Annotated in this window: 17 protein-coding genes and 1 pseudogene; 17 read left to right on the forward strand and 1 reads right to left on the reverse strand. The window is 46.6% G+C overall.

Features of this window, described 5'->3' with window-relative positions; translation table 11 throughout:
- Position 1 precedes the first annotated feature (1 nt).
- From BM210_RS26465 to BM210_RS26520, 11 genes are all read left to right on the forward strand, one after another.
- The gene (locus BM210_RS26465; RefSeq protein ID WP_091175195.1) at positions 2–1,630 is read left to right on the forward strand and encodes a response regulator transcription factor; all 1,629 of its coding nucleotides are present in this window, start codon (positions 2–4) and stop codon (positions 1,628–1,630) included.
- 124 nt (positions 1,631–1,754) lie between these two features.
- Positions 1,755–3,158: an ABC transporter substrate-binding protein gene (locus BM210_RS26470; RefSeq protein WP_091175196.1), complete on the forward strand. Its 1,404-nt coding sequence runs from the start codon at positions 1,755–1,757 to the stop codon at positions 3,156–3,158.
- 80 nt (positions 3,159–3,238) lie between these two features.
- Positions 3,239–4,135 carry a carbohydrate ABC transporter permease gene (locus BM210_RS26475; protein WP_091175197.1) on the forward strand — a complete coding sequence of 299 codons (897 nt, stop codon included), beginning with the start codon at positions 3,239–3,241 and terminating at the stop codon, positions 4,133–4,135.
- Positions 4,136–4,243: 108 nt separating this feature from the next.
- A complete protein-coding gene (locus BM210_RS26480) occupies positions 4,244–5,119 on the forward strand; it encodes a carbohydrate ABC transporter permease (RefSeq protein ID WP_091175235.1) in 876 nt (291 codons plus the stop codon).
- Between the two features lie 37 nt (positions 5,120–5,156).
- Positions 5,157–6,161 (forward strand): glycoside hydrolase family 130 protein, encoded by a 1,005-nt coding sequence (locus BM210_RS26485; RefSeq protein ID WP_091175200.1) that lies wholly within the window; start codon positions 5,157–5,159, stop codon positions 6,159–6,161.
- 79 nt (positions 6,162–6,240) lie between these two features.
- On the forward strand, positions 6,241–6,585 hold the full coding sequence (locus tag BM210_RS36325) for a hypothetical protein (RefSeq protein ID WP_091175202.1): 345 nt from the start codon (positions 6,241–6,243) through the stop codon (positions 6,583–6,585).
- Between the two features lie 323 nt (positions 6,586–6,908).
- Positions 6,909–7,439 carry a hypothetical protein gene (locus tag BM210_RS26495; RefSeq protein WP_091175204.1) on the forward strand — a complete coding sequence of 177 codons (531 nt, stop codon included), beginning with the start codon at positions 6,909–6,911 and terminating at the stop codon, positions 7,437–7,439.
- 577 nt (positions 7,440–8,016) lie between these two features.
- On the forward strand, positions 8,017–8,304 hold the full coding sequence (locus tag BM210_RS26500) for a GNAT family N-acetyltransferase (protein WP_371263555.1): 288 nt from the start codon (positions 8,017–8,019) through the stop codon (positions 8,302–8,304).
- Positions 8,305–8,680: 376 nt separating this feature from the next.
- Positions 8,681–9,493, forward strand: a complete 813-nt coding sequence (thiD, locus tag BM210_RS26510; protein ID WP_091175209.1) for a bifunctional hydroxymethylpyrimidine kinase/phosphomethylpyrimidine kinase — start codon at positions 8,681–8,683, stop codon at positions 9,491–9,493.
- Positions 9,494–10,268: 775 nt separating this feature from the next.
- Positions 10,269–10,859, forward strand: a complete 591-nt coding sequence (locus tag BM210_RS26515) for a sensor domain-containing protein (RefSeq protein ID WP_091175211.1) — start codon at positions 10,269–10,271, stop codon at positions 10,857–10,859.
- Positions 10,860–10,978: 119 nt separating this feature from the next.
- Positions 10,979–12,769, forward strand: a complete 1,791-nt coding sequence (locus BM210_RS26520; RefSeq protein WP_177238017.1) for a helix-turn-helix transcriptional regulator — start codon at positions 10,979–10,981, stop codon at positions 12,767–12,769.
- A 112-nt stretch (positions 12,770–12,881) separates the two neighbouring features.
- On the opposite strand, the gene BM210_RS26525 is transcribed toward BM210_RS26520, so the two are convergent.
- A complete protein-coding gene (locus BM210_RS26525; protein WP_091175237.1) occupies positions 12,882–14,888 on the reverse strand; it encodes a serine hydrolase domain-containing protein in 2,007 nt (668 codons plus the stop codon).
- A 356-nt stretch (positions 14,889–15,244) separates the two neighbouring features.
- Between BM210_RS26525 and BM210_RS26530 the strand changes: the two genes are divergently transcribed.
- From BM210_RS26530 to BM210_RS35015, 6 genes and pseudogenes are all read left to right on the forward strand, one after another.
- Positions 15,245–15,703 carry a hypothetical protein gene (locus tag BM210_RS26530; protein ID WP_143101098.1) on the forward strand — a complete coding sequence of 153 codons (459 nt, stop codon included), beginning with the start codon at positions 15,245–15,247 and terminating at the stop codon, positions 15,701–15,703.
- A 247-nt stretch (positions 15,704–15,950) separates the two neighbouring features.
- On the forward strand, positions 15,951–16,094 hold the full coding sequence (locus tag BM210_RS35010) for a hypothetical protein (protein WP_177238015.1): 144 nt from the start codon (positions 15,951–15,953) through the stop codon (positions 16,092–16,094).
- Between the two features lie 80 nt (positions 16,095–16,174).
- Positions 16,175–16,810: pseudogene (locus BM210_RS26535) on the forward strand (IS6 family transposase); the annotation flags it as partial.
- A 278-nt stretch (positions 16,811–17,088) separates the two neighbouring features.
- On the forward strand, positions 17,089–18,864 hold the full coding sequence (locus BM210_RS26540; protein ID WP_091175219.1) for a protein kinase domain-containing protein: 1,776 nt from the start codon (positions 17,089–17,091) through the stop codon (positions 18,862–18,864).
- A gap of 127 nt (positions 18,865–18,991) precedes the next feature.
- The gene (locus BM210_RS26545; protein ID WP_091175220.1) at positions 18,992–23,521 is read left to right on the forward strand and encodes an S-layer homology domain-containing protein; all 4,530 of its coding nucleotides are present in this window, start codon (positions 18,992–18,994) and stop codon (positions 23,519–23,521) included.
- Between the two features lie 181 nt (positions 23,522–23,702).
- Positions 23,703–23,968, forward strand: a 266-nt coding sequence (locus tag BM210_RS35015) for a helix-turn-helix domain-containing protein (protein ID WP_177238016.1), incomplete at its 3' end; no start/stop codon positions are given.

A 23,968-nucleotide genomic window follows, 5' to 3' on the forward strand; every position in this document is an offset into this window, starting at 1 on the left:
GATGGAATCGCCTAACCTTATTAAATTATGTGTCATTGACGATATGAAGATGGTTGTCGATATGATTTCACGAAAAATAGCGTGGCTCGATCACCAGATTGAGATCGTCGGTACAGCATTGGACGGAGAAGCTGGACTGTGTCTGGCACAGGAAATGAAGCCCGACATTATTTTAACCGATATTCGTATGCCTCGTATGGATGGACTTGAAATGACTCAGGCTATATTGGAAGCATCACCACGAACCAAAATTATTATTATGAGTGCATACTCTGATTTTTCTTATGCTCAACAGGCCATTCGACTAGGGGCCTTTGATTTTGTGAAAAAGCCGTTTGCTGTCGATGAAATTGTCAGCGTTGTATTGAAAGCCAAGCTGGCTTGTGAAATGGAGCACAAAGAACAGATCAGACTCAAGGAAATGGAGCAGAAAATCAAGGAAAGCCTGCCGATCCTGAGGCAAGAATATTTGACGCTACTGCTGCATCACCAGACGAGTGAGGCAAGTGCCAAACAGCGCTGGGAGTTTCTCGGGGTCGATTTGGAGCCGAAGCACTTCGTCATTTTCATTGTTGAAATCGATCAATTTATGGACAAGTATCAGTCGCTGCCTGTTCAGGAAATTGAATTGATACGGTTCAGTCTTCAAAATATTATGGAAGAAACAATAACCTCGGTGACTACGGGTATTATTTTCCGTGAATCTATCAACCGTTATGTGGTTGTAATGAACTGTAAGGATGATCAGATAGCATCTGAAATTGCCGAAGCCTGCTGCTTGAACATTGCCCGTTATACTCGATTTACGGTATCTATCGGAGTAGGTCTTGGTGTACACGGCATTCATGAACTGCCTCATTCATACCGACAGGCTTTGAATGCATTGTCTTATCATTTTTATACCGAAGGCAACGGTGTATTCAGCTGTGCGAATATGGCAACTGGACAGAGAGGCATACCGAACTATTCGATTTCAAAAGAGCAAGACTTCCTATTCGCCCTCCGCTCAGGTAACAGTGACAAAAGCCAGCATTTGCTTGAAGAAATATTCAACGATCTAGTTGATATTATTCCGCTTCCCGAGCCGCAATACGTGGAAAATGTATGCTATGAGCTGTCCTCCAAAATTTTCAGGCTGATGCTGGAAAAGTTCCCCTATGAGACTGTTCATCATATGGAAACGAAAATGAATGAGTTTAAAAGTAAAAGCCAGCCGTCGCTTCAGGAGTTTCGAACCTTATTGAAAGAGCTCTGTCTGGAAGGCTGCGCATGGATCGAGAAAGAACGTTCCCATGAATCGATAAAGATTATTCATCAGGTCAAGGATTACATCCGGGCCAATCTGCACATGGATTTGTCGTTGGAGCATTGCTCCAGGCAAATTAATCTCAGCCAGGGCTATTTTTCTAACCTGTTCAAAAAGGTACTCGGCGTTTCGTTCCAGCAATTTGTGATTCAGGAAAAGATGGAAAAGGCGAAAAACATGCTGATTGATGATTTTCAGGTTCAGGAAATCGCACAAGAGCTTGGTTATGAGCATCGGCGTTATTTTAGTGATATTTTCAAAAAACATACGGGCATGACACCATCTGAATTTAAAATATCATCCCAGGGAAGAATTCAATCATGAATTTCTTCCCTTTTTGTATGAAAACCTGCCCTTAATGTTGGGTTAACCGCATTATGTAACAGGCATGAAACACTTATAATCAATTTGTAAGCTAAAACAACGAAATAGATAAGGGGAGATCAATATGAATACAAAGCTGAATCAAAAACTGGCACTGTCTGCATTTTGTTTATTTCTGATAACGGGATTGACGGCATGCAGCACCACTCCGGCAGCCGATAATCCGGGAGCTGCACCTGCAAACAACAAGGATACAGCGACCAAGCCTACAGCCAAAACCAAGCTGACTTATTGGACTGGAGACCGCCATGATGCGGACTATATTAAAGAAGTGATTGAAAAGTTCAATACAACGAATAAAGATAACATTGAGGTTGAACTTGTTGTTAAAACGGATGACTTCAACCAGGCGATCGACTTGTCGTTTTCAACAGCGGAGACACCGGATATTATTCGTGTCAAAGAAAATACGATTCAAACCTTTTACAAAAAGCAATACCTGGCGCCAATCGACAGCTATTTGACTGCTGAGCAGAAGAAAAATTTCCCGGCAATGATTGATTTGAACAGCTTTGATGGTAAAATGTACAGCTTACCGAACTATGGAACGACGATGCGCTTAATATACAATGTCGATTTGTTTGAAAAAGCCGGGATCAAAAATCCGCCTACAACGCTGAAGGAAATGGTCGATACCGCCAAAAAGCTTACAGAAGCCGGAAAAGCAACGGGCTCTTACGGATTTGCACAAAACTTCAAAAGCCCGGAGAGTGCGTTGACCCGTTCCGCTCGCGTTATCGCTGAGGTCAGCGGATATGGAGGCTATGGCTTTGATTTCAAAACTGCCAAATTTGATTTCAGCGGCTTTAAGCCCATCATCGAAGCCTTTAAGCAAATGAAGGATGACGGCAGTACACTGCCGGGAATGGAATCTCTCGATATCGACCCGCTTCGAGCACAGTTTGCTGAAGGTAAGATCGGCATGTACATGTCCTTCGCTTCGGAGCCAGGTGTTTACAAAAGTCAATTCCCGGCGAAAATCAAATGGGCCGCAGCTCCCGTACCGAGCATAGATGGCAGTATCAAAGGTGCTTCAGGTTTTCTGGGTGGGCAATGGCTATCGATCAGCTCCAAATCGACAAAAAAGGACCAAGCGTGGAAATTCATCAATTTCATGTATCAAGAGGAAGTATTACAAACGTATCATGAAAAAGGCTTTGGCATCTCAATGATTCCATCCGTTATTGCAAAAGCAAAAAAACCTGATATTGGCGGAATTGAAGGCTTCCTGCCTAACAAAGTGGATGGCGTTTGGCCAATCCAGCCAAGCGTTAATGTCAAAGGAATCAAATACGGCGACGCCTTTTTCAAATACATGCTAAGCGGTGGCGATTTAAATGAAGTGATCACAGATTTGAACAAGCGCTATAATGAAGCACTGGCTGCCGGTATGCAAGCGGGCGAATTTAAAGCAAGCCCTATTGCGGACTTTGATCCAGCGAAGCTTGGGGGACAATTCGCCAAATAATTTCATGCAGCGACCAAGTTGGATGGGGTTCTCGCCCCATCCTTATCTATCCGAATTTATGCTATAGGAGTTGATATTTCATGAATAAAGCAGGGAAGTACGGGTTTGCCTATAGTTTTTTGATGCCAAGCTTTATTCTGACTGTGGTCTTGGGAATGTATCCGATTGGCTGGGCAATGAGATATATGTTCTACGATTATAAAGGTTATGGTAAGGAAAGATTTATCGGTTTCGATAACTTTACACAAATTATGGGAGATCAGCAGTTTTGGGATTCAGTTGTCACCACATTTATTTTTGCAGGTGGGAAGGTACTGTTGTCGCTTCCTCTGGCTCTGATTCTGGCAGTTGTACTTAACAGGGGATTAAGGGGCAGACATTTCCTGCGAGCGATTTATTTTATGCCTACGATTATTAGCTCTGCTGTTATGGCAGTTGTATTTTTTGCGATCTTTAATTCCTATAATGGTATTCTGAATCAATTTCTCATGAAGTACCAGATCATTGCGAAAAATATCGATTGGCTCGGTCCCGACTATGCACTGCTGACGATCATTCTTGTTGCTGTGTGGGGAGCTATCGGCAATTATATGCTGCTATTTCTAGCCGGATTGCAAAATATTCCCTATGATATTTACGAAAGCTCAGCACTGGACGGCGCCAATAAAATTCAACAGTTCTGGTATATCACCATCCCGATGCTTGGGCCTGTTTTGCAAATTATTATTATGCTGTCGATAATTAATGCCCTTAAAGGTTATGAAAGTATCCTAGTCTTAACCGGCGGTGGACCAATAGGGAAAACGGAAGTTATGTATTTGTATGTGTATAAGCTGTTCTTCCCAGTTGTGGGTGATTCTCAGGCTGTACAGGATATCGGCTATGGCAGTGCCGTCGGTTTCGTGACAGCTCTGATCGTCGGCGTGATTACGCTCGCTTACTTTTATACGTCCAAACGCGTTAATAAAAATTTCTGATATGAAAACAAAGATGATGCTTACGAAGTTAGTTTTCTCACGAAAACAAAGCATATGCTTACGAAGTCAGTTTTCTAACGAAAACTTTAAGGAGGTCCAATCATGAACATGCAGGCAGCTGTCAGGCCGAACACGACCGTTAAACCATCCACATTGTCCCGCATGCTTGGGCAAATCGTTTTATGGATTTTTTTGCTGGCTATTGCATTTCTAACATTATTTCCTGTATTAATCGCGATCCTCGGTTCCTTCAAAACCAATATGGAATTGACTACAGGGGCCACTATATTCCCTTCGAATTGGATGTTCGAAAATTATGTGCAAGCCTGGAAGCAGGCCAATTTCTCCACCTTCACCTGGAACAGCATGTTTGTCAGTATTAGTACAACCGTTGGAACTCTCATTGTCGCTTCGATGGCTGCGTATGTCATTGATCGTTTGGAGTTTCCGGGTAAAAAGCTGTACGTCACCATACAAGGATGCACCTTATTTGTTTCCGTGGGTGCAGTTGTATTGAGACCGCAATTTGAATTGATGATTAGCTTGAATTTACACACATCGCTTTGGGCAGTTGTAATTATTTTAATTAGTGCGCATGCGTATATCTTTTTTATTCTGCTCAGCTTTATGAATGGAATACCACGGGAATTGGATGAAGCTGCCACAATCGACGGTTGTTCCCTGGGTGGAACCTATTGGAGGGTGACTTTGCCTTTGTTAAGGCCGGGTCTTGCTGTATGTGCACTATTTACTTTCCGACACGCTTGGAATGAGTATTTATTGCCCATGGTCTTTACGATGAGCAAACCCAACCTGCAAACATTAACCGTAGGTTTGGCGAATTTAAAATACGGTATAGCCGCAGCCTCACAAACCCACTTTATGATGGCTGGCGCTTGTCTGTCGATTCTTCCTATTTTGGTTGTCTATATCTTTGCTAACAAGTCCTTTATGCAAATGACATCAGGTTCGCTTAAAGGTTAATGTTCATCTACAATCGTCCAATATGGAGGCACAACTTATGTCCAATACTCAATCCAGCATTTTAACGTCTAGCAAGCTCATTCAACGTCACCCAGCTAATCCGATTCTCGATGCTGCACTTGTACCCTATCCAACCGCACTTGTGTTTAATGCCGGAGTGACCAAGTTTAATGGCAAATACGTGATGATTTTCCGCAATGATTACGGCTCTATAAGTGAGCAAACGATTGAACCTGCTTCTACTACAGATCTGGGGATAGCTTATAGCGATGACGGGATTCACTGGGAGGTCGGACCGAAGCCATGCTTTAAACTTCGTGATCAAGAAATCATTCGTGCCTATGATCCGCGCCTTACAGTTATTGATGGCCGCTGCTACATGTGCTTTGCAGTAGATACCGAGCATGGAATTCGAGGCGGTATCGCCGTAACGGATGATTTTGTAAACTTTGAAATCTTAAGCTTATCAACTCCCGATCTGCGTAATATGGTGCTGTTTCCCGAGAAAATCAACGATAAATATGTTCGTTTGGAAAGGCCATTTACCGTATACAGCAGGGGTGGGGTCGACCGCTTTGACACCTGGATTTCGGAGTCTCCGGATTTAAAGTATTGGGGAAATTCCGATTTGCTGCTGGCTGTAGAAGATGTTGCTTTCGCTAATGATAAGACAGGACCTGCTGCACCTCCAATCAAGACTGATAAAGGATGGCTGACTACGTTCCATTCGGTCGATCTTGACACGACAAGAGGGAAAAATGGCTGGGAGCCAACCTGGAAAAAAAGATATTGCGCTGGTATCATGCTACTGGATCTCAACAATCCCCGAAAAATCCTCGGTATGTACAAGGATCCGCTGCTTGCACCGGAAGCCAGCTATGAGGTCGAAGGCGGCTTCCGCAATAATGTCATTTTCCCCGGTGGTATGATTCTTGAAGATACCGGTGAGGTAAAGATTTATTATGGTGCGGCCGATACTGTGGTGTGTCTGGCTACCACGCATGTTGATGATCTGCTTCAATTATGTCTGTCATCACGCTAGCCTGCCGCTATGAGCATGTGAAAACCAACGGCTACGGCAAATTTATTCTCTGTGGTGTCACACGTATTGATCTTCACCAATGTACGCCGAGCGTGAAGTCGTTGTGCGTGTCAGTGCGCATTTCATCGAACCTCTAGACGAGGCCGGTGATGCCATACCCCGACACAATCGAGAATTCGTCAGTGAACGCACGGATACCGTTGATTGGACGACCATGCTCGACCAGCTAATGGTGAAGCCCGCCGCATGGAAGAATACAAAGGCTCTGTCCGCTCAACATAATCAACTACCACGTGTCATCACCTTGGATAAAAATCCAGCATATCCACCAGCCGTACAAGAATTAATAAAGGGGAAATTTCAAGATCACCGATTTATAGAAAATCACAAAACCAAAGCTTGGTTTCAAATCATTTCTAACTGAAGAACAGACGTTAAAGGGAATCGAGGCCATGCATATGATTAGGAAAGGGCAGGCCGAAAATAATTCATCTGTCCTCTCTACATTTGAATGGCTTAATAAAATATTTGGTATTTTGGCATAGTTAATTACAATTTATTGGGAAATTGCGATCTTTATTAATTCTTGCACCACAACCCCCACGAAGCTCGTCTGCCAGATCCTTTAGGCTGGAGAAGTCCAGTGATTCATTCGCAAGGAGCAGTTGCAACGCGACTGAAATCGCCGATCGGAAGAGCAACAAATCTAAGACAACGAGGCCTTCTTATTGGGGCGGGCAATACCGGATGCCGAAAACTATTGCCTATCGCAATGTCCTTGCTTATATTTACCGCATAGATTCCGTGGCTGGGTTTACACATTGTTACTTTCCCACTAAACAGTTTGACCAAGTGCGGGAGCACCAGGGCTGGCTGTTCGGGCAAAAGGGCGATGCGTATGTAGCTATCTATTCGTTGAAGCCGTACCACGTAGTTGCTGATGGCGAATACGGCGGCAGGGAGCTTCTCTGTCTGGACAAGCAGAACATTTGGCTTTTGGAGGTGGGGAGCGCGAAGGAATGGGGAAGCTTTGATTCGTTTACGAAATCAATAAGCGAAGCCCCAATTGAGTTGTTGGGTGAAGATATCCTATATACCTCCCCTTCAATTGGCAAGGTAGAGCTAGGTTGGGAACGTATATGCACCGTGAAGGGAAGACCAGTACTCGAAGACGATTATCCGCTTGTTGATAATCCTTATGCATTTGGTGAATACGGAAGCGGGATCACTAAATTGAATCTATCGGGAATAAAGAAAACGTTAAACTTTCAGTTCTAAATGAAACAAATCGGTGCCGATCTGAAGGGGATTTCGCCGATAACGAACATTAGTTCTCATTATATAACCCTGCTCCACCAAAGAGACATCGAGGTTACAACCAATTATTCTGCACCGACAAAACAACAGATCTCAGTTGTATTAAGTACTTGCATTATTAGATGAGCCGTATGGGATGCGGCTCATTCTTGTTTTTAAAGAATTTTTAGGAATACAGACCAGACCATTGAGGGCTAATCGGACAATGTTCTTGTCATCCGACACATATGGGTGATACTGTCGGAAGTCAACATCAGTGATACATTAAAAGTCGATAAAGTTGCGGCTGTTTTTAGTTATGTAATCAGGTTCTTGTCATCAGTCGATGTCAAGAACCTGATTACATTCACGACGGAGTGACATAATAGTCCGGGACAAGGTGCTCGTCAACTTGGACAAATGCTGGCAGCACTGAGAGGAGATTTACTGAGTTCTCGTCACATCCAACACGTTGGTCAGGTAGCACTCGCAACTGGAGTTTAGAGGAAGAAGTATGGCTCAACCCAGAAAAAGTGACACCTATTCAAGCTGGGCAAAAATCTATAAATTAAACCGTTACTTTTTTCAAGAGATCGCGACAACTATCTTGACAAACACCGGCATGAACATAGAATGGATGAAGCATGGTTACTTTTGGGATAACACCCCTCTTATGAATATGATATGGATTGATGAGAAGTATCGAGGCAAGGTTGCAGGAAAGCAAGTAGTTCTTTTTGGGGAGAATCAGATGAAACAAGTGGGCAGTAGACTAGTGCTGACCTCAATTCAAGCCAAAGAAGAAGCACAGCATTTTTACAGGAGGTTAGATTTGATTGATGAATGAAAGAGAACCAGATTTACTAAGATAGTTCGCTAGGAGGCATACAGGAACAGGGGTGGAGATAGCCTCACCCATTTATCCGCCTCTTGAGCCTTTGAAAGCAGGCATTGTCGAAGTGAAGAAAGATAATGATTTTCTAGATATATCCGACTGTGTGGGCGGAAATCCAAAGGAGAGCTGCAGCTCGCATAAAGGTAGAGGAGCGAATCGGGGAAGCCGTTGTCTTGATCGCGTCAGAACCCGAAAGCTTCGTTAAATGAATGGATAAACAATGAACTAACTGTACTTTACTTTTTCGAAGACGTGGATGCTGATTTTTGTTATAATCAAGAAAATTCGTTTTTTATAAATTTAGATATAAGAGAAGGGGATATTCTCAATGTCAAGAATCATTAAAACCTTAACCATTGCCGGAAGCGACTCCAGTGGAGGCGCAGGCATTCAGGCGGACCTAAAAACCTTTGAAGAATATGGCACCTATGGATTCAGCGCATTGACAACAATAGTTACGATGGACCCTGACAACAGCTGGCATCACAATGTATATCCTATCGATGCCGCAATTGTTGCAGAGCAATTGAAGACTGTCTTTGCAGGGGGCCCGATGGATGCCATGAAGACCGGCATGCTGGGTAGTGTAGAAATTGTACGTGTAACAGAGCAAGCCATTAAGGGGAATCTCCAGACTAACGTGGTTATTGATCCGGTTATGGTTTGTAAGGGAGAAGACGAGGTGCTGAATCCCGAGAGCGCACAAGCGATTCGCGACCTGCTGTTGCCATTGGCTATAGTGGTCACACCTAATCTGTTCGAAGCTGGCGTACTGTCAGGACTTGGCAAGATTTCTTCAATTGAGGGCATGAAGGAAGCCGCCCGCCTAATTCACGGCCTCGGTGCACGTCATGTTGTCGTGAAAGGCGGCAAGGCGCTGGGCGGCGAACATGCGGTCGATATCTTCTTCGATGGCACTGAATATACGATCCTCCAGACGGCCAAGATTGAGCCGGCTCACAACCACGGAGCGGGCTGCACCTTTGCCGCAGCAATTACTGGCGGCCTAGCTTGCGGCCTGTCCGTGAACGAAGCCGTGGCGAAGGCCAAGGATTTCGTCTCGGCAGCCATCCGTAACGGCTACACCTTTAACAAATATGTAGGACCTGTCTTCCACGGAGGCTACCGCCTGGAGAAGTAAGCCAAGGAAGAATGCGCTCAGATAATGGCCCATAATCAATAGCCACCTGTAAGTATCTGACAGATCTTGAAAATGATTTATACGCATTAAGTGGCTATAGAACAACCTCTTTGCCGGTTTCCACAGATGTATAGATGGCTGATAAAATTTTAATCATACCAACGCCATGCTCCGGCAGATTGATAGGTTCTGCTCGCTGCTGGACGACTTCGATAAAATGTCTAAGATGCTCTCCGTGGCCTGGGGGGCATCTTTTTTCAGGACAGGGGTGAGGTTCGTCAATTGGCCTGCTGCTTCGGAGTATAACTGCAGCATCTAGCGAGTGGAGTGCCAATAACGTTCTTTGAATTCAAAAAGAATAACCATGAGAAAGTGAATTTAGTGTGTCCAAACCAGCAAAATAAAAAGGTGAATAGAATGAATGAGAAGATGCATACATCACTGGCATATTCCATGAGATACTATGGATTGGAATATCCAGAAAATTTCGAAAGTGAATCTAGGGATATTAATAAGCAGGTATTAGGCTTATATGCTCCCACTAAGTACTTGCATTATTAGATGAGCCGCATGGGATGCGGCTCATTCTTGTTTTTAACAGACCATTGAGGGCTAATCGGACAATGTACTTGTCATCCGACATCTGGGGACCTGTCCCGCTCGTTGCTGCGGGTAGCTCCGTTCATTTTGTGTCATATGACATTATGACACTGGCGGATTTGACATCAAGATCCGTAGAATACATCTACTACGTGGAAAGGATGTGGGCTCTTTGATGACCAGAACCGTTGTTGTCAATTTTGTTCAAAACGGTTATTTCCTACTGCTTACTTTCGTCACCGGAATGTTTTACTTCAGTTTCTATCTGGTCGCTCTAACATTGGGCTTGAGCCTTGCGTTTACCGTCGCGGGCGTTCCTCTCCTGACTCGCGTTTTGCGGACGACGACCGCCTTCCTGCATTTTGAACGAGTACAGACCAAGATCTATACGGACATTACCACCGAGCCTTGCGTTAAATCCGTCATCCCGGATGTGTCCAACTGGCTTCAAGCGAAAAAGGTGCTGCTGAACCTACGCAACTGGATCGCAATTGGCTGGCTGCTGTTGAAATTTCCGATAGGGATTTTAAGCCTGATCAGTGCGACCTTGCTCTACGCGTTGCCGCTTGTATTGATTGCGGTCCCGTTCCTCTATCGGTTTATCAACCTTTCCTTTATGGGTGCGTCGGTAGATACGGTTGCCAAAGCCGTGATGGTGTCTGCCACAGGGGTCGTATTTATGATGGTGAGCTCAAGGCTTGCGGGCCGCTTGGCGCGCTTGATAGGTGGCTACACGTGTCTGATGATCAAGCATGTGAACCGGTAGACGCCATGCCCGGCTTGCCTCGTAGGTCGCTGGATGGTAGTTTACTCTATAGCAGTTTACTCTATACTAGTAACGTAATGTCATACTGAAGGTCTTAGGGGTTGATGGTTTTGTTCGATATGGTCAAGCAATGGTACTGGTACGACTGGCTCATGTTCATAATCCGCCTGATATGCAGCATTTCTCTCATGTTTACGAGCATAGAGCTGCAAGAATATTTCACGCTGCCGATTGAGGTCCTTGTGCTGTGGCAGCTGATTGCTTTTTCCGTTCCATGGCTTTGCTTGCAGCTCCATTATAAATACTATCTGTTTACCGAAATCGTGATCTCGGGCGGGTTGTGCTTGTATCTAGCTTCATTTTTTCCGCAAGCCTACTTCTCATTCCTGCTGTATGCCTTTTTAATTGCTGCTCACAGCGGGCAAAGGGCTTATATCTGGTCAGGGCCTGTATCCATATTGCTCCTGCCAGCCATAATCAAGCTGCTTGCAGAGCAGAGTGAATACTGGGTTATGGCCGTTCACATCGGGATGGCGTATGTCTTCGGATTCTCCTTCCATTTACTCGTGCTCAATCATCGTCAAGGCGAAATTATCCGTGACCAAAATGCGGTGCTGGAGCAGTATCTGTCCCAAATCGAGCGCATCACGCTTGCCGAAGAGCGGAGCCGGCTATCCAAAGAACTTCATGATAATGTCGGTCATGCCTACACTTCCCTCATTATGGGATTGGAAACGTTGCGTCCTGAGTTGGCAACGGATACAGGAACCAAAAGGCTCGACTCCCTTTTGAACCTAGCCCGCCAAAATATGGAGGAGATAAGAAGCTACGTACATCAAATCGAATCGCCTCATGATGCGCTCCCGCTGCTTCAGTCTTTGAGGAAGCTGGCGGAGGAGTTTCAGGAGCATGCCAAGGTGACGGTTCGTTTCCATGCCTACGGGGAAGAATACCCTTTAACGAAGGAAGCGAAGACAGCACTCTATCGTTGCCTGCAAGAGTCGCTGACGAATGCCGTGCGTCATGGAAACTCGACAGAGATTAAAGTTTCCGTGCAATTCGAGCCCCAGCAGACGAGACTGGAAATTCAAGATAACGGCCGCGGGATGGAGCATGGGAGGGAGGGCTTCGGCATGAGTGCCATGAAGGAGCGGGCGATGAATTTGCAAGGCTATGTAGCCGTCTATACGGAGCGGGGAGAAGGCACTCTGGTTACCTGTACACTGCCCAGACAAACGGAGCTTAAGGACGAAATCATCCGCCTGTTGATCGTCGATGACCAACCTTTTATCCGTGAAAGCTTGCGGACTCTGCTGGAGGAGCAGCAGGATTTGCAGGTTGTCGGGACGGCAGAGGATGGCGAGCAAGCGATCGAGCTGTGCAGGCAGGTTCAGCCGCAGCTGGTACTTATGGATTTGGAAATGCCGAATGTAGATGGAATCTCCGCATCCCGTACAATAAAAGAAACGTGGCCCCACATTCGCATTCTGATTCTCACCACGTTCGAAGATACCAGACAGGCTCTGGAGGCGATGCGAAGCGGGGTGGACGGATACTTGTTGAAGTCCATGCAGCCGTTAGAGCTGGCCGAAACGATACGCACCGTCTACCGCAGGGGTACGCTGATCGATCAGGGCATGTCGCACAAATTGTTTGCTCAACTGGAAGCGGATAATAGCGGGGATGATCCTTCGCCAATCAAAGCGTCATCGGCCTATGAGTTAACGCCGCGGGAGCTTGAAATTTTACAGTTCGTGTCCAAAGGGCTGCGATATAAAAGCATTGCTTCCAAATTGTATTTATCCGATGGCACGGTTCGAAACTATGCGTCATCGGCTTATGTGAAGCTGGGGGTCCGTAACCGGGAGGAAGCGGTGCAAAAAGCCAGGGAGGCTGGGCTTCTGGAATAACCCTCAAGTTATTTATCATGGTGGCGGATGCCGACGTACGGAGTGATTCTGCTTCGTATGATCGAACACCCGCCATTTAGATTTTTAAAGACCGTTTTTTACTTTTTCAGAATTATGGTTTCAGTTCATTACGGATTGGCAATGTGTAGTAATCAAATGCCAGATCCAATAATGCACTCGCTTCCTGCCGCTTCAGCAGCTGCTTGGAACGGAAGTTGATGGAGCCGTCCGAATTGATCTTGGTATCCGGGTCCATGATGCCTTGGGATACAAGGGTTGTGATGGCTTCAACTGCCCAAGCATCCGTTTCGCCACTCAATGTAATCTTGGCACCATGCTGAGCTTGCCTCAGGTTTTGGATCATAACTGCCGCCATCTGTCTGGTGACAGGAGAATCAGGCTGATAATCAGGCAATCCGGACATCATCTGCTTCTTGTTTGGTTCAACCGTATAAGGCATAGTATGCCAGCCATGGGCGCGCAGCAGCAACTCCGAGAACTCACCTTGAGTTATCGTTCCATCCGGATCGAAGAGGGTGGCCGACTTTCCGTTCATGACCTTCAAAGCATGAAGATTATGAATATAAGACGCATACTTGCTGTCCGCCGGTACATCAGTGAATGGCGCACCCATATCTACTTTTTGTGCATAACCCACGTAGTGCGGAAGCTGCATGTAATAGAAATAGGTGATTAGGCCTGCCTCATTTTTTTGAAAGGATACTTTATTGCCGGATTCATCCTCAAAGAGCAAAGGGCGGATCATTTTCAGTGTACTCTTGCCCAGATCTCCTGTCTCCATAACCAATTTTCCGTCTGAATAGGAAACGTGGGTCCTTATGGATCCAAGACGCGTGTTTTGGTACAATCCCGCGTAGTCCTTAGCCTGCTGCTCACTGATTGGCGAGTAGGATGGCTGTGGAGCCTCTTCTTTTCTTGGATAATAATGATTCATAAATGCCTCATACACGTCGAGACTCATCATGGAGTCGTTATTGTAGGACATGTAGAACGCTGTATTTTCCTCCGGCAGAATAACAATCAAGGAAGAATGACCGGTTACATTTCCCCCTTTGATAACCACATGATGACCATTCATCTTCTCTTTGAAGTAGCCTTCGAATCCGATGGTTGTGACAGGGAACTCTTTGTCAGGGAACACCTGGTAGGTGTGCATTTGCTCGATGCTCTTGGAGCTTAAGATTTCTTTGCCTTCATACGTTCCTTTGTTCAGATGCATCATAAGGTACTTCACCATGTCATCTGCGGTTGATACCATGCCGCCGCTAGGCCGATCGGTTGGTTTGAATCCCTCCAGGGGGATCAGCTCGCCTTTTGGCCCATAATGGGCAGCCATTCTCCCCAACAGTTCGGGGGTAAACCGCACATTCGTCGAGTTCATGCCTAACGGCTTGAAAATATTTTCCTCCATATACTGGGCGAATGACATGCCCGATACTTCCCCTACCGCGTACCCCGCCAGTGTGAATCCAAAATTATCGTAGGTGTACGCTTCCCCCGGAGGCCTGACAACAGTCGGCATATTCAATTCGAGAGACTCCTTCATCGGGAAGAATTGCTTCACATATTCCGGTTCTGATCCCGAGAGGATATCCGGTTTGTCAAAGCCGCTGGTATACGTAAGCAGATCGTACATCGTCAGTTTTTTTCCTGTTGTATTCGGTACCTTCATCCCTCCCAGGTATTCCTGGATATCGTGATGCAAATCAATCTTTCCCTTATCGACCAGTTGCATAGCTGCCAATGCCGTGAACTGCTTCGTCACAGAACCAATTTGGAATACGGTACTGCTGTCTACAGGAATTTTATTTTCCCTGTTGGCATAACCGTAACCCTTGCTTAGCAGCACTCTCCCATTCGATACGACCGCAAAATTAGAACCAACCGTATTAAACTTCTTCATCGCGTCCGCAAAAATGCCATCTGCAAAGGCCTCCAGTTCCTTGGTATCCCGTGGCCCCTCCAGGCTGGCCTCCTCAGATGCAACTGGTGCGGGAGCCTGCGGGGTATTGGGTGGGTTCCCTGGTCCCATACAAGCGCTAATGACCGTAGCAGTTAATAGCAGAACTGCGAGATTCGTGCGAATCCATTTCTTCATAAATGATGTCTCCTTGTCCATTAGATTTGCCTCTTAACAATCGGCTGAGCCCAGTATGGCAAAGGAGTTGTCACAACAACAAGTTGCATTTCGTCATCCATGATATCCAGCCACTTTGAAAGCGTCATGTGACAATTTGGCACTTGGTTTATTGACAAGAGGGGCATTAAGATACTGGGAGCTATGCTATCTTTGTGTCTGCTATTAACCTCCTGGGACGGTTTTATATATGGATATCAGTGGTGGGGTGGCCTGGATTATTTTTATACAAGTGGTTCTTATGGACAGGAATTTTTATATCGCCCGAGAAGAATCTTGTGGTTGTAATGACAAGTGATATTTGGGATACTGACCCCATGATAGAGACAAACAGAATATTCACACGTATTAAAAGCGCTGCCGTATCCGAACAAGCCCTTCCAGTTAATGCAGTAGGTAACCAGCAAATGAAAGAACAAGTACGTCTGGCCCATTCTTCCAAAATGCCTACTCCTCAGCTTCCGGTGATCGCTAATGAGATTAGTGGAAGGACTTATCGTGTAAAGAAAACGGGTCTCGATTATAGTGCATTTTCGCTTAACTTTTCTAATAAGAGTGATGTAGCTGTATTTAAGAAAATTTTGGGAGTCGAAACCGTAGATATATCAATCGGACTGGATAACGAATATCGGGAAACTGGAAATTATAAAGCGAAAGGACATTGGGATGGAGATGCATTCATTTCTCTTTCGGAAGAAGTTCGAGATATGAACGGAATTTTCTGTTGTATACTGTGTGACTACGACTCCATACCCGCATCATCAATAAATCCATAAGGTAAACCTTTTGAACCATCACCGTCAAACTCTGCAACAACCTGCGCCTCTGATAAAAATTCTGGATAACGATTATTGATTATAATTAGCTGCAACTGTTCTGATTTTTCCTCATCCAACTGAATAAAGAAGCGGATGATAGAATTATAGATCTTTTCATCCTTGAATTGTTCCTCATCTCGGTTGGGGTCTGCACCAAGGTTTTTCCGAGGAGTAGTTTGGAAATCAGAGAGGGAGGGATTACTTCTTGTTTGAGAAAGGCATTATATGGGGATATTTCACGGAGCAAGCCAATGATCCCTCCAGAGATAATACCTGTTGGAAGAAGTATCTGGATGAGAAAGTTACGATCAGCCCGAAATATTACAGAAAAAGGGCTGCTGAAAGTTAAATGCAACCCTACTGTTTGTAGATCGGGTTGTGGTGCAAAGCTCTAATTCATGATACCGTAACTGATAATGAAGTCATGGGATGGAGCAACTTAGTATGGAAACTAAATTGGATTTATTTAAATGGAAGCAGTATGAATCAGCAATTATTTTACTAACAATGCGTTGATATTTAAAATGTAGTTTAAGCTATCGAGACATCGTAGAAATAATGAGCGAGCGGGGATTAGAGATTTCCCATACGACTATCATGAGATGGGTCCATGAGTTTGGGCCCGAAATAGACAAACGAATCCGCCACTTTTTGAAACCTACAAACGACTCGTGGAGGACTGACGAAACCTACATCAAAGTTAAAGGTCAGTGGAAGTATTTATACGGATCCGTTGATTCTACGGGAAAAACCATTGATTTCATACTATCTGAAAATCGGGATATGCAGGCAGCTAAGCGCTTCTTTACAAAGGCTTTGTCCTCTCCACATACTCAAATCCCACGTGTAATCACCTTGGATAAAAGTCCAGCCTATCCACCAGCCATACAAGAATTAATAAATGAGAAATCCTTAACAAAAGATACTTTGATTAGACAGACAAAATATCTAAACAACATTGTGGAGCAAGATCACCGGTTCATAAAGAAAATCACAAAACCAATGCTTGGTTTCAAATCGTTTCTTACAGCGGATCAGACTTTAAAGGGAATTGAGGCTCTACATAGAAATTCGTACCGGTTGAAGTAAACGAAGAAGTGGCTGCAAACTCAGCAATTAAATTAGAAAGCATGGCCGCAAAAGCCTTTATTTTTTGACGGGGTGGCTGGTTTTTAAATGACTGCGTGGCTGGATTTTCAGTTGACAAATACATTAGTCGTCAAATCGTGCTCAAACTGGCTTAAGAAGTTGCCAATCGCTACGCTTGGCAATGAATTGCGTCCCGCGCCCCTCTCTCAATTCCTGCTATAATAAGGACATCAACGGAACAAGGAGGAAGTGTAATGATTACTGTCCCTGGGTATCATTTTGTCCATCTGGTGTATGAAGATGATAATATCTGGATTTGCCACGCTTATTCCGAGCATGTATCACGTATCATACTATGGAAAATGGTCAAGGACGGACCAAGAACCATGATCGAGAACTCGAAGCTTATTCATGAATACGAGACGCTGGCATTGCTAGAGATGGAGGGGATCCTCAAACCTCACACACTGCTTCGGCAGAGCGGCTCGATGGTGTTGATTTTCGATATCATCAACGGTATTGTTCTACGTCAATATATGTACGCCGGTAGAACGGAAACGCTGTATTTTCTGAAGATTGCGATCAAGATCTGTGATATCCTCGTTGAACTGCATCGTCATGAACTGCTGCATTTGAATATTAGGCCCGATACCATTATCTTAGTTGAGGACAAAATGCAGGTCTGCTTGACCGGTTTCAGCGACTCCGTACCGTTCAGACAATCGCTGAATGCAACTCAGTTGGAAGGAAGCCCTCCTTATATGGCCCCGGAGCGAACGGCAGGTTCGCGTCGATTACTCGACGGACGTACCGATCTATATTCGCTGGGCGTAACGTTCTACGAGATGCTGGCTGGAGAGTTACCCTTTCAGGCGAAGGAACCTCTTGAATGGGCTCACGCGCACATTGCCAAGCAGCCCCCGTCGTTAGTGGATAAGGCTGGGGTGACTAAGATGCTCGCTGCCATTGTATCGAAGCTGCTGGCTAAGACGCCGGAGTCTCGTTATAACAGTGCGAAAGGGCTGCGTGCTGATCTGCTGCGATGTCTTGAACAGTGGGAGGATCACGGAGAGCTCAGGGACTTCGAACTTGGCTTGGAGGATGATCTGCCTTGGAACGAAGGGGTGGCGATTGAGCGTAGGAGCAACGATCTTCAGGTTGTGAAGAATCCCTCAGTTCCACAGCAAATGTTGGATCAGGTGGCAGCCTTCAGCTCTATACCGATTCGCCAAAATGGAACAACTCCTTTCTCGGACAGCGGATACGCCCAGATGCTTGACCTGACTGCGGTATTCAAGGCCTCACATATATTTGCTTCCGAGACTGATGGACACGAGCGGGTGCGAAAGCTGCTGCTGATCGTGCTGGAGCAAGCCGGAGCTTCGCGAGGATGTTGGGTCACAATGGAGGATCGGAACTTTACCGTGGCACATACAGCGGAGTCAGCGGCGGGCCAAGGCTGGACCTTTGAGAGCGAGACTGTTTCGCTGGATCATTACTGTGGTGCCAGTCAGGAAATTATTCAATCTGCCGCTGCCAGAAAACAGTCGGTCTACTTGAACGATGCCACTCAGGATGGGCCTTATATGGATACTGACTATGTGAAAAAATGGCGACCGAAGGCGGTCATCTGTTTGCCGATATTGATCGGTCAACAACTGTCCGGCTTGCTATATTTAGAGAATCATTTATCTTCGGGCGTTTTCTCCCTTGAACGCCTCGGTGTACTTCGAATGTTGGCGATGCAGGTGTTCTATGCGAAACGATTAATTGCCGAGTCGAATCCTCGCCCGGTTTTATTTGGGCTTGGCCTGGATACACCCGCTTCTGCTTCGGGACTCCTCTCGATACGCGAGCTCGAAGTGCTACAATGGATGGCCTCAGGTCTGTCCAATAGAGAGATCGCTGAACGGTTGAACATAGCAAGAGAAACGGTGAAGGTTCATGCTCGCAATATTTACGACAAGTTAGCGGTGAGTGGGCGGATGAAGGCGGTGGATGCTGGGCGTAGTTTAGGCCTGATTCGTTAACCTAAAAAACATCGAAAATACCCCATTTGGGGTATGGTGAACTTCTTATTATGGCTGTACATTGTGTATAGGTGAAGAGGTTCTGAATTCGATAACGGCTAGGAGTACGAGAAAGGTTGAGGATGCTTTGAGCAAAAAAATAAGCTATGCAATGATCTTCTGTCTTTTATTTCAGATGGTTTTTTTGTTGCTAGCTCCTATCCAGCAAGCAAAGGCGGACGTTTCTCTTCCCTTTACTGAGGGTAATGGATCAGCAGTTAATCCGTATATTATTAAGACTGCGGAAGAATTAAATCAAATGCGTAACACTCTGGACAAGCATTATAAATTGGGTGCTGACATTGATTTAGCGGGCTTCGACTCGGGCGATGGAAACGGTTGGATGCCGATTGGGGACAAAAGCAATCCTTTTACAGGAACCTTCGACGGCAATGGACATGTCCTTCGGAACTTGACGATTAATCGGTCTGATCTGGATTTCGTGGGGCTATTTGGTTATGTATTTTGGAAAGGAACATTAACGAATGTAGGATTGCTTTATGTCAATGTTATTGGTCACGATTATGTAGGGGGGCTGGTAGGACATACCGATGATACCATTAATAATTCCTATGTAACTGGTAACGTATCTGGCGGGACATATGTAGGCGGTCTGGCTGGAGAAAGTGACACCATCAACTATTGTTATTCGACCGCCAACGTATCGGGTAATACGTCCGTAGGCGCGCTGGCTGGTTCATTAACCGGCATGTTAATCAGCTATTCCTATGCGACAGGGGATGTATCAGGTGTTAATTTTGCAGGCGGTTTAGTTGGAGAACACAGCTCGGGTGTACTCTGGTTTAAGATCACAGGTGCCTATGCCACAGGCAAAGTAACTGGGAAATATGCAGGGGGTATCCTTGGGTATCAGGAGGACCCAATAATGAATTCAAATAGTGTTTCATATTGGAACAAAGACAATGTTTCAAACGCAATAGGAAGTAATACACACGCAAACATACCAACTATAAAGGGAATGACAGCAGCACAATTGAAATCTTCCAGTACTTATAGTCAATGGAATTTTACGAGTACGTGGGGGATTCGGGAAGGACAGACCTACCCGTATTTGCTTATTTTCTCTCCTGCTTTATCGGTGAATCCCTTGCCTTCGACTTTCTATAATCTTACTCCCGGACAGGATCAAATTTCTTTTACCGGGATGTTGCAGGATGGAAGCATTGGGGAGCCGATTACGCTGAGTTATAGGATCCAGGATCAAAATAACCTGACTGTTGCAAGTGTTTCGGATATGGTGTACGCGACAGGAAGCGATCAAGCGATTAACCGAAGTTTCCCGATTACTGGTTTCTCGGAGGGAACGTATACACTCAGTGTTTCAGCTGAAGATAGCCATAATCCACTAGTAATAAAATCCATTACTTTCATTGTGGACACCACTGCTCCCGAGATCAGCTTTTCAACCAACGGCAACGATTCTTATGTGAGCACCGTTTCCAGTGCGGTGTTTGCTACCGATGCACTTAGCGGGGGCGCTTCGCTGCAATATGCCTGGACCCAGGATACTGCGGTCCCGACTTCAGGGTGGACGAGCTTCGCCAGTGGTGAAACACTAGCCAAAACGAACGTGAGCGGCGATTGGTACCTGCATATACGCGCGACGGATGCGGCGGGGAATCAGACGGATATCGTCTCGAACGCGTTTCATCCGGCCCGTACCGTGAACTACGACAGCAACGGCAGCACGGGGGGGACCGTCCCAGTCGACGCCAACGCGTACGATCAAAACGCCACGGTGACGGTCTACGGTAATACGGGAAGCTTAGTCAAGAGCGGCTACAGCTTCGCGGGCTGGAACACGAAGGCGGACGGCAGCGGAGTGAGCTATACCGTTGGCAGCGCCTTCATTGTGGGCGCTGCGAATGTGACGTTGTACGCACAGTGGACGGCCGAGAGGTACCAAGTAACGTATGACGGCAACGGCGCTACGTCTGGCAACGCGCCGACCGACAGCGGTTCATATGCGCAGGGCATTACGGTGTCGGTATACAGCAACACGGGAAATCTGGCAAAGATGGGATACACGTTCGCAGGGTGGAATACACAAATGGACGGAAACGGAACGAATTATGCCGCAGGGGCTACGTTCAGCATGGGCTCGTCCAATGTGACGCTGTTCGCGAAGTGGACGAGGGCAACGGTGGCACCGTCGATCACAACGCAGTTAAGCAATCAGATGGTGATGGCGGGACAAACTGCAACCTTCACTGTTGCAGCCAGCGGCGATACACCGCTCAGCTACCAATGGAAGAAAGACGGTGCAGCGCTGACAGACGGTGGGAACATCAGCGGCTCGAGGTCGGCAACGTTGAGCATCGTCGGTGCGCAGTCCGGCGATGCGGGCAGCTATACCGTCTTAGTTACCAATACAGCTGGTAACGTGACGAGCGACGCGGTAACCCTCACGGTTAATGCGACAGTGCCTTCAGCGCCATCCGCGCCTACTGGACTTACAGCAATGGCAGGGGACGAACAAGTGACGTTAATGTGGACGGGTGTACAAGGAGCCGTCACTTACAGCGTTTATCAGGGAACGGCTTTCGGTTCCTATGGATTAACCCCCATAGCGACGGTAAGTGGGACGACCTACAGCTACACGGCAACGAGGCTGACGAACGGCATGACCTATTACTTCGCAGTAAAAGCGAGCAATGCAGGAGGAAACGGCAGTTACTCCAACGAAGTCAGCACAACACCGAAAGCCGCAACACCGGGCACATCCAATAATGCGAATTTGAGCAGTATGGCATTATCAGGCATAACATTGATCCCGTCGTTTGATCCCGTTACAATTTTCTACGCAGCGAGCGTCGCGAACGGCGTAACATCGGTGACAGTGACGCCAACGGTATCAGACGGCAACGCGACCGTAAAGGTGAACGGAACGGTAGTGTCGAGCGGACAAACGTCGGGGGCGATTAGCCTGAGCGTAGGCAGCAATCCGATCACCGTGGCAGTGACGGCACAAGACGGAAAGACCACGCAGACGTACACCGTGATCGTGACTAGAGCCAGAGTGATAACAGCCAGCTCCAATGCACTCATTCAGGTGACGATTGAACCAGTGTCCATTACCGTCCCTTCGGACGTAACGAATGCCAAGATTGTGGTCACACCGGTAACGGTAGGATCGAACAAAGAAGCGACGCTTCCGTTAGTGGACGTGCAAGCAATTACCTCGCATGGCAACGTGAGTGTAGCGATTGCGACCGGAACGAAAATTACAGCTCCCGTCTCTTGGGACGGTTCGATCAAGCTGCCGCAAGCACTAAGCAACAACAGCGTAACGGACATTAGGGGCAACGTGAGCGCCGTCGTTGAAGTTGGATCGACGGACGTATCGTTAACGTTCGATCAGGCGGTTCGCTTGTGCTTCCTAAACCAAGGGGGCAAAAGGGTCGCCGTCGTACGAAATGGTGTATTTACCGAGATCACGAGCACGGTAACCGCGGACACCCAGACAGCGGCAAATAATGAAATTGCCGCAGGCGGAGACGCCAAAATTATGGTTGGCAATGATCTCGTGGTTTGGACGAAACATTTTACCCACTTCGTCATCTATTCGCCGGATGCCCCTGCGAGCACGGACAACGACGTAACCAGTGCCGGCAGGGGAGGCCGCGGTGCCGCAACCAACTCTGCAACGATTGCGGCCGCAAGCGGTGGAACGGTCACGCTGAGCGGAGCAACAATTGAGGTTCCAGCCGGAGCGATGGCTAGCAACATTCAGGTTACGGTGGATAAAGTGAGCGACACCTCAACTCTCCCGGTAGATAGCGTTTTGCAATTGGTGAGCGAGGTGTACGAGATCAAGAAAGACAAGGATGGCGGATTTAGCAAGCCGGTCGTCATTACGCTGCCTTTCGACAAGACCAAGGTAGATTTTTCCAAGTCGACGGCAGGCGTGTATTGGCTGAACGAACAAATCCATAAATGGGTACCATTGGATGAATTGAAAGTCGATGAAGCGGGCGGGACGGCATCCGGATCGGCAAATTATTTCACGAAATTTGCCGTTCTGGCGTCGGACAAAGCGAAGGCTGCACAGCCTCAGCCGCAAACGAACGAAGTGAATTTTGCCGATATCAAAGGGCATTGGTCTGAAGCGAACGTTCTGGAATTGGTGAAGCTCGGCGCGATTAACGGTTATCCGGACAACACGATTATGCCGAATGCGAACATCACAAGAGCCGAATTCGTAACTGTCATTGTGAAAGCTTTCCATCTTGGAGCGCAAGACGGCAAAACTTTCGCGGATTCGGAAACCCATTGGGCCAAGAGAGCGATTGCGAATGCCGCTGGAGCAGGTATTGTTGCCGGGTATAGTGACAACCGTTTCGGGCCGGACGACCTCATTACCCGCGAGCAAATGGCAGCAATCGTCGTTCGCGCCGCCAAGCTTAGTCTGACGGACAAGAATGTCAGCTTCGCGGATAGCTCCGATATATCCGACTGGGCACGAATGACTCTTGCAACGGCGACAGTCAAAGGCCTGATCAACGGTTATGCAGACGATACGGTACTGCCGCAAGCGAATGCTACCCGCGCCGAGGCGGTTACGGTCATTCTCAGAGCTCTGCAAGTGAAACTGTAATGACTCTGGTACGGGACGGTGCTGTCAAGAAACGGTGGGCATCACTCAGCGGATGCTGGAGAAGGCAGGGTTGATCGGCAACTGTAACGATCTGTGTAAAAGGGGCTGTCCGATGGCGGAATGCTCAATGAACTGCACCCCAATTGTTAGACACAGTCTAACAATTGGAGGTGTAGTTTTTTTGGCTAAATACTCAACTGAAGAGAAATTAGAAGCTGTCCTGGCTTATCTAGAAGGTAAAGCGTCATATAAGACAATTGCTGAAGAACGTAATATGAGCACTGCACCACTAAAAAGATGGGTATTACGTTATCAAAAGCATGGAGAGGAAGGAATTACATCAACGTATACAAATCACGAGATTCAATTTAAAATAGATGTACTCAATTACATGAACGAATTTGGGGCATCCATCAATGAGACCGCTGCTCGGTTTAATTTGTCTTC

It is taken from the genome of Paenibacillus sp. 1_12, from assembly GCF_900114475.1.
Taxonomy (GTDB): Bacteria; Bacillota; Bacilli; order Paenibacillales; family NBRC-103111; genus Paenibacillus_S.

Coding starts and splice junctions, on each gene's coding strand:
- BM210_RS36325 (WP_091175202.1), top strand. CDS start 6,241: ATGTACGCCGAGCGTGAAGTCGTTGTGCGTGTCAGTGCGCATTTCATC.
- BM210_RS26495 (WP_091175204.1), top strand. CDS start 6,909: ATGCCGAAAACTATTGCCTATCGCAATGTCCTTGCTTATATTTACCGC.
- BM210_RS26470 (WP_091175196.1), top strand. CDS start 1,755: ATGAATACAAAGCTGAATCAAAAACTGGCACTGTCTGCATTTTGTTTA.
- BM210_RS26485 (WP_091175200.1), top strand. CDS start 5,157: ATGTCCAATACTCAATCCAGCATTTTAACGTCTAGCAAGCTCATTCAA.
- BM210_RS26475 (WP_091175197.1), top strand. CDS start 3,239: ATGAATAAAGCAGGGAAGTACGGGTTTGCCTATAGTTTTTTGATGCCA.
- BM210_RS26530 (WP_143101098.1), top strand. CDS start 15,245: ATGATAGAGACAAACAGAATATTCACACGTATTAAAAGCGCTGCCGTA.
- BM210_RS26465 (WP_091175195.1), top strand. CDS start 2: ATGGAATCGCCTAACCTTATTAAATTATGTGTCATTGACGATATGAAG.
- BM210_RS26525 (WP_091175237.1), bottom strand. CDS start 14,888: ATGAAGAAATGGATTCGCACGAATCTCGCAGTTCTGCTATTAACTGCT.
- BM210_RS26515 (WP_091175211.1), top strand. CDS start 10,269: ATGACCAGAACCGTTGTTGTCAATTTTGTTCAAAACGGTTATTTCCTA.
- BM210_RS26480 (WP_091175235.1), top strand. CDS start 4,244: ATGCAGGCAGCTGTCAGGCCGAACACGACCGTTAAACCATCCACATTG.
- thiD (WP_091175209.1), top strand. CDS start 8,681: ATGTCAAGAATCATTAAAACCTTAACCATTGCCGGAAGCGACTCCAGT.
- BM210_RS26520 (WP_177238017.1), top strand. CDS start 10,979: ATGGTCAAGCAATGGTACTGGTACGACTGGCTCATGTTCATAATCCGC.
- BM210_RS26540 (WP_091175219.1), top strand. CDS start 17,089: ATGATTACTGTCCCTGGGTATCATTTTGTCCATCTGGTGTATGAAGAT.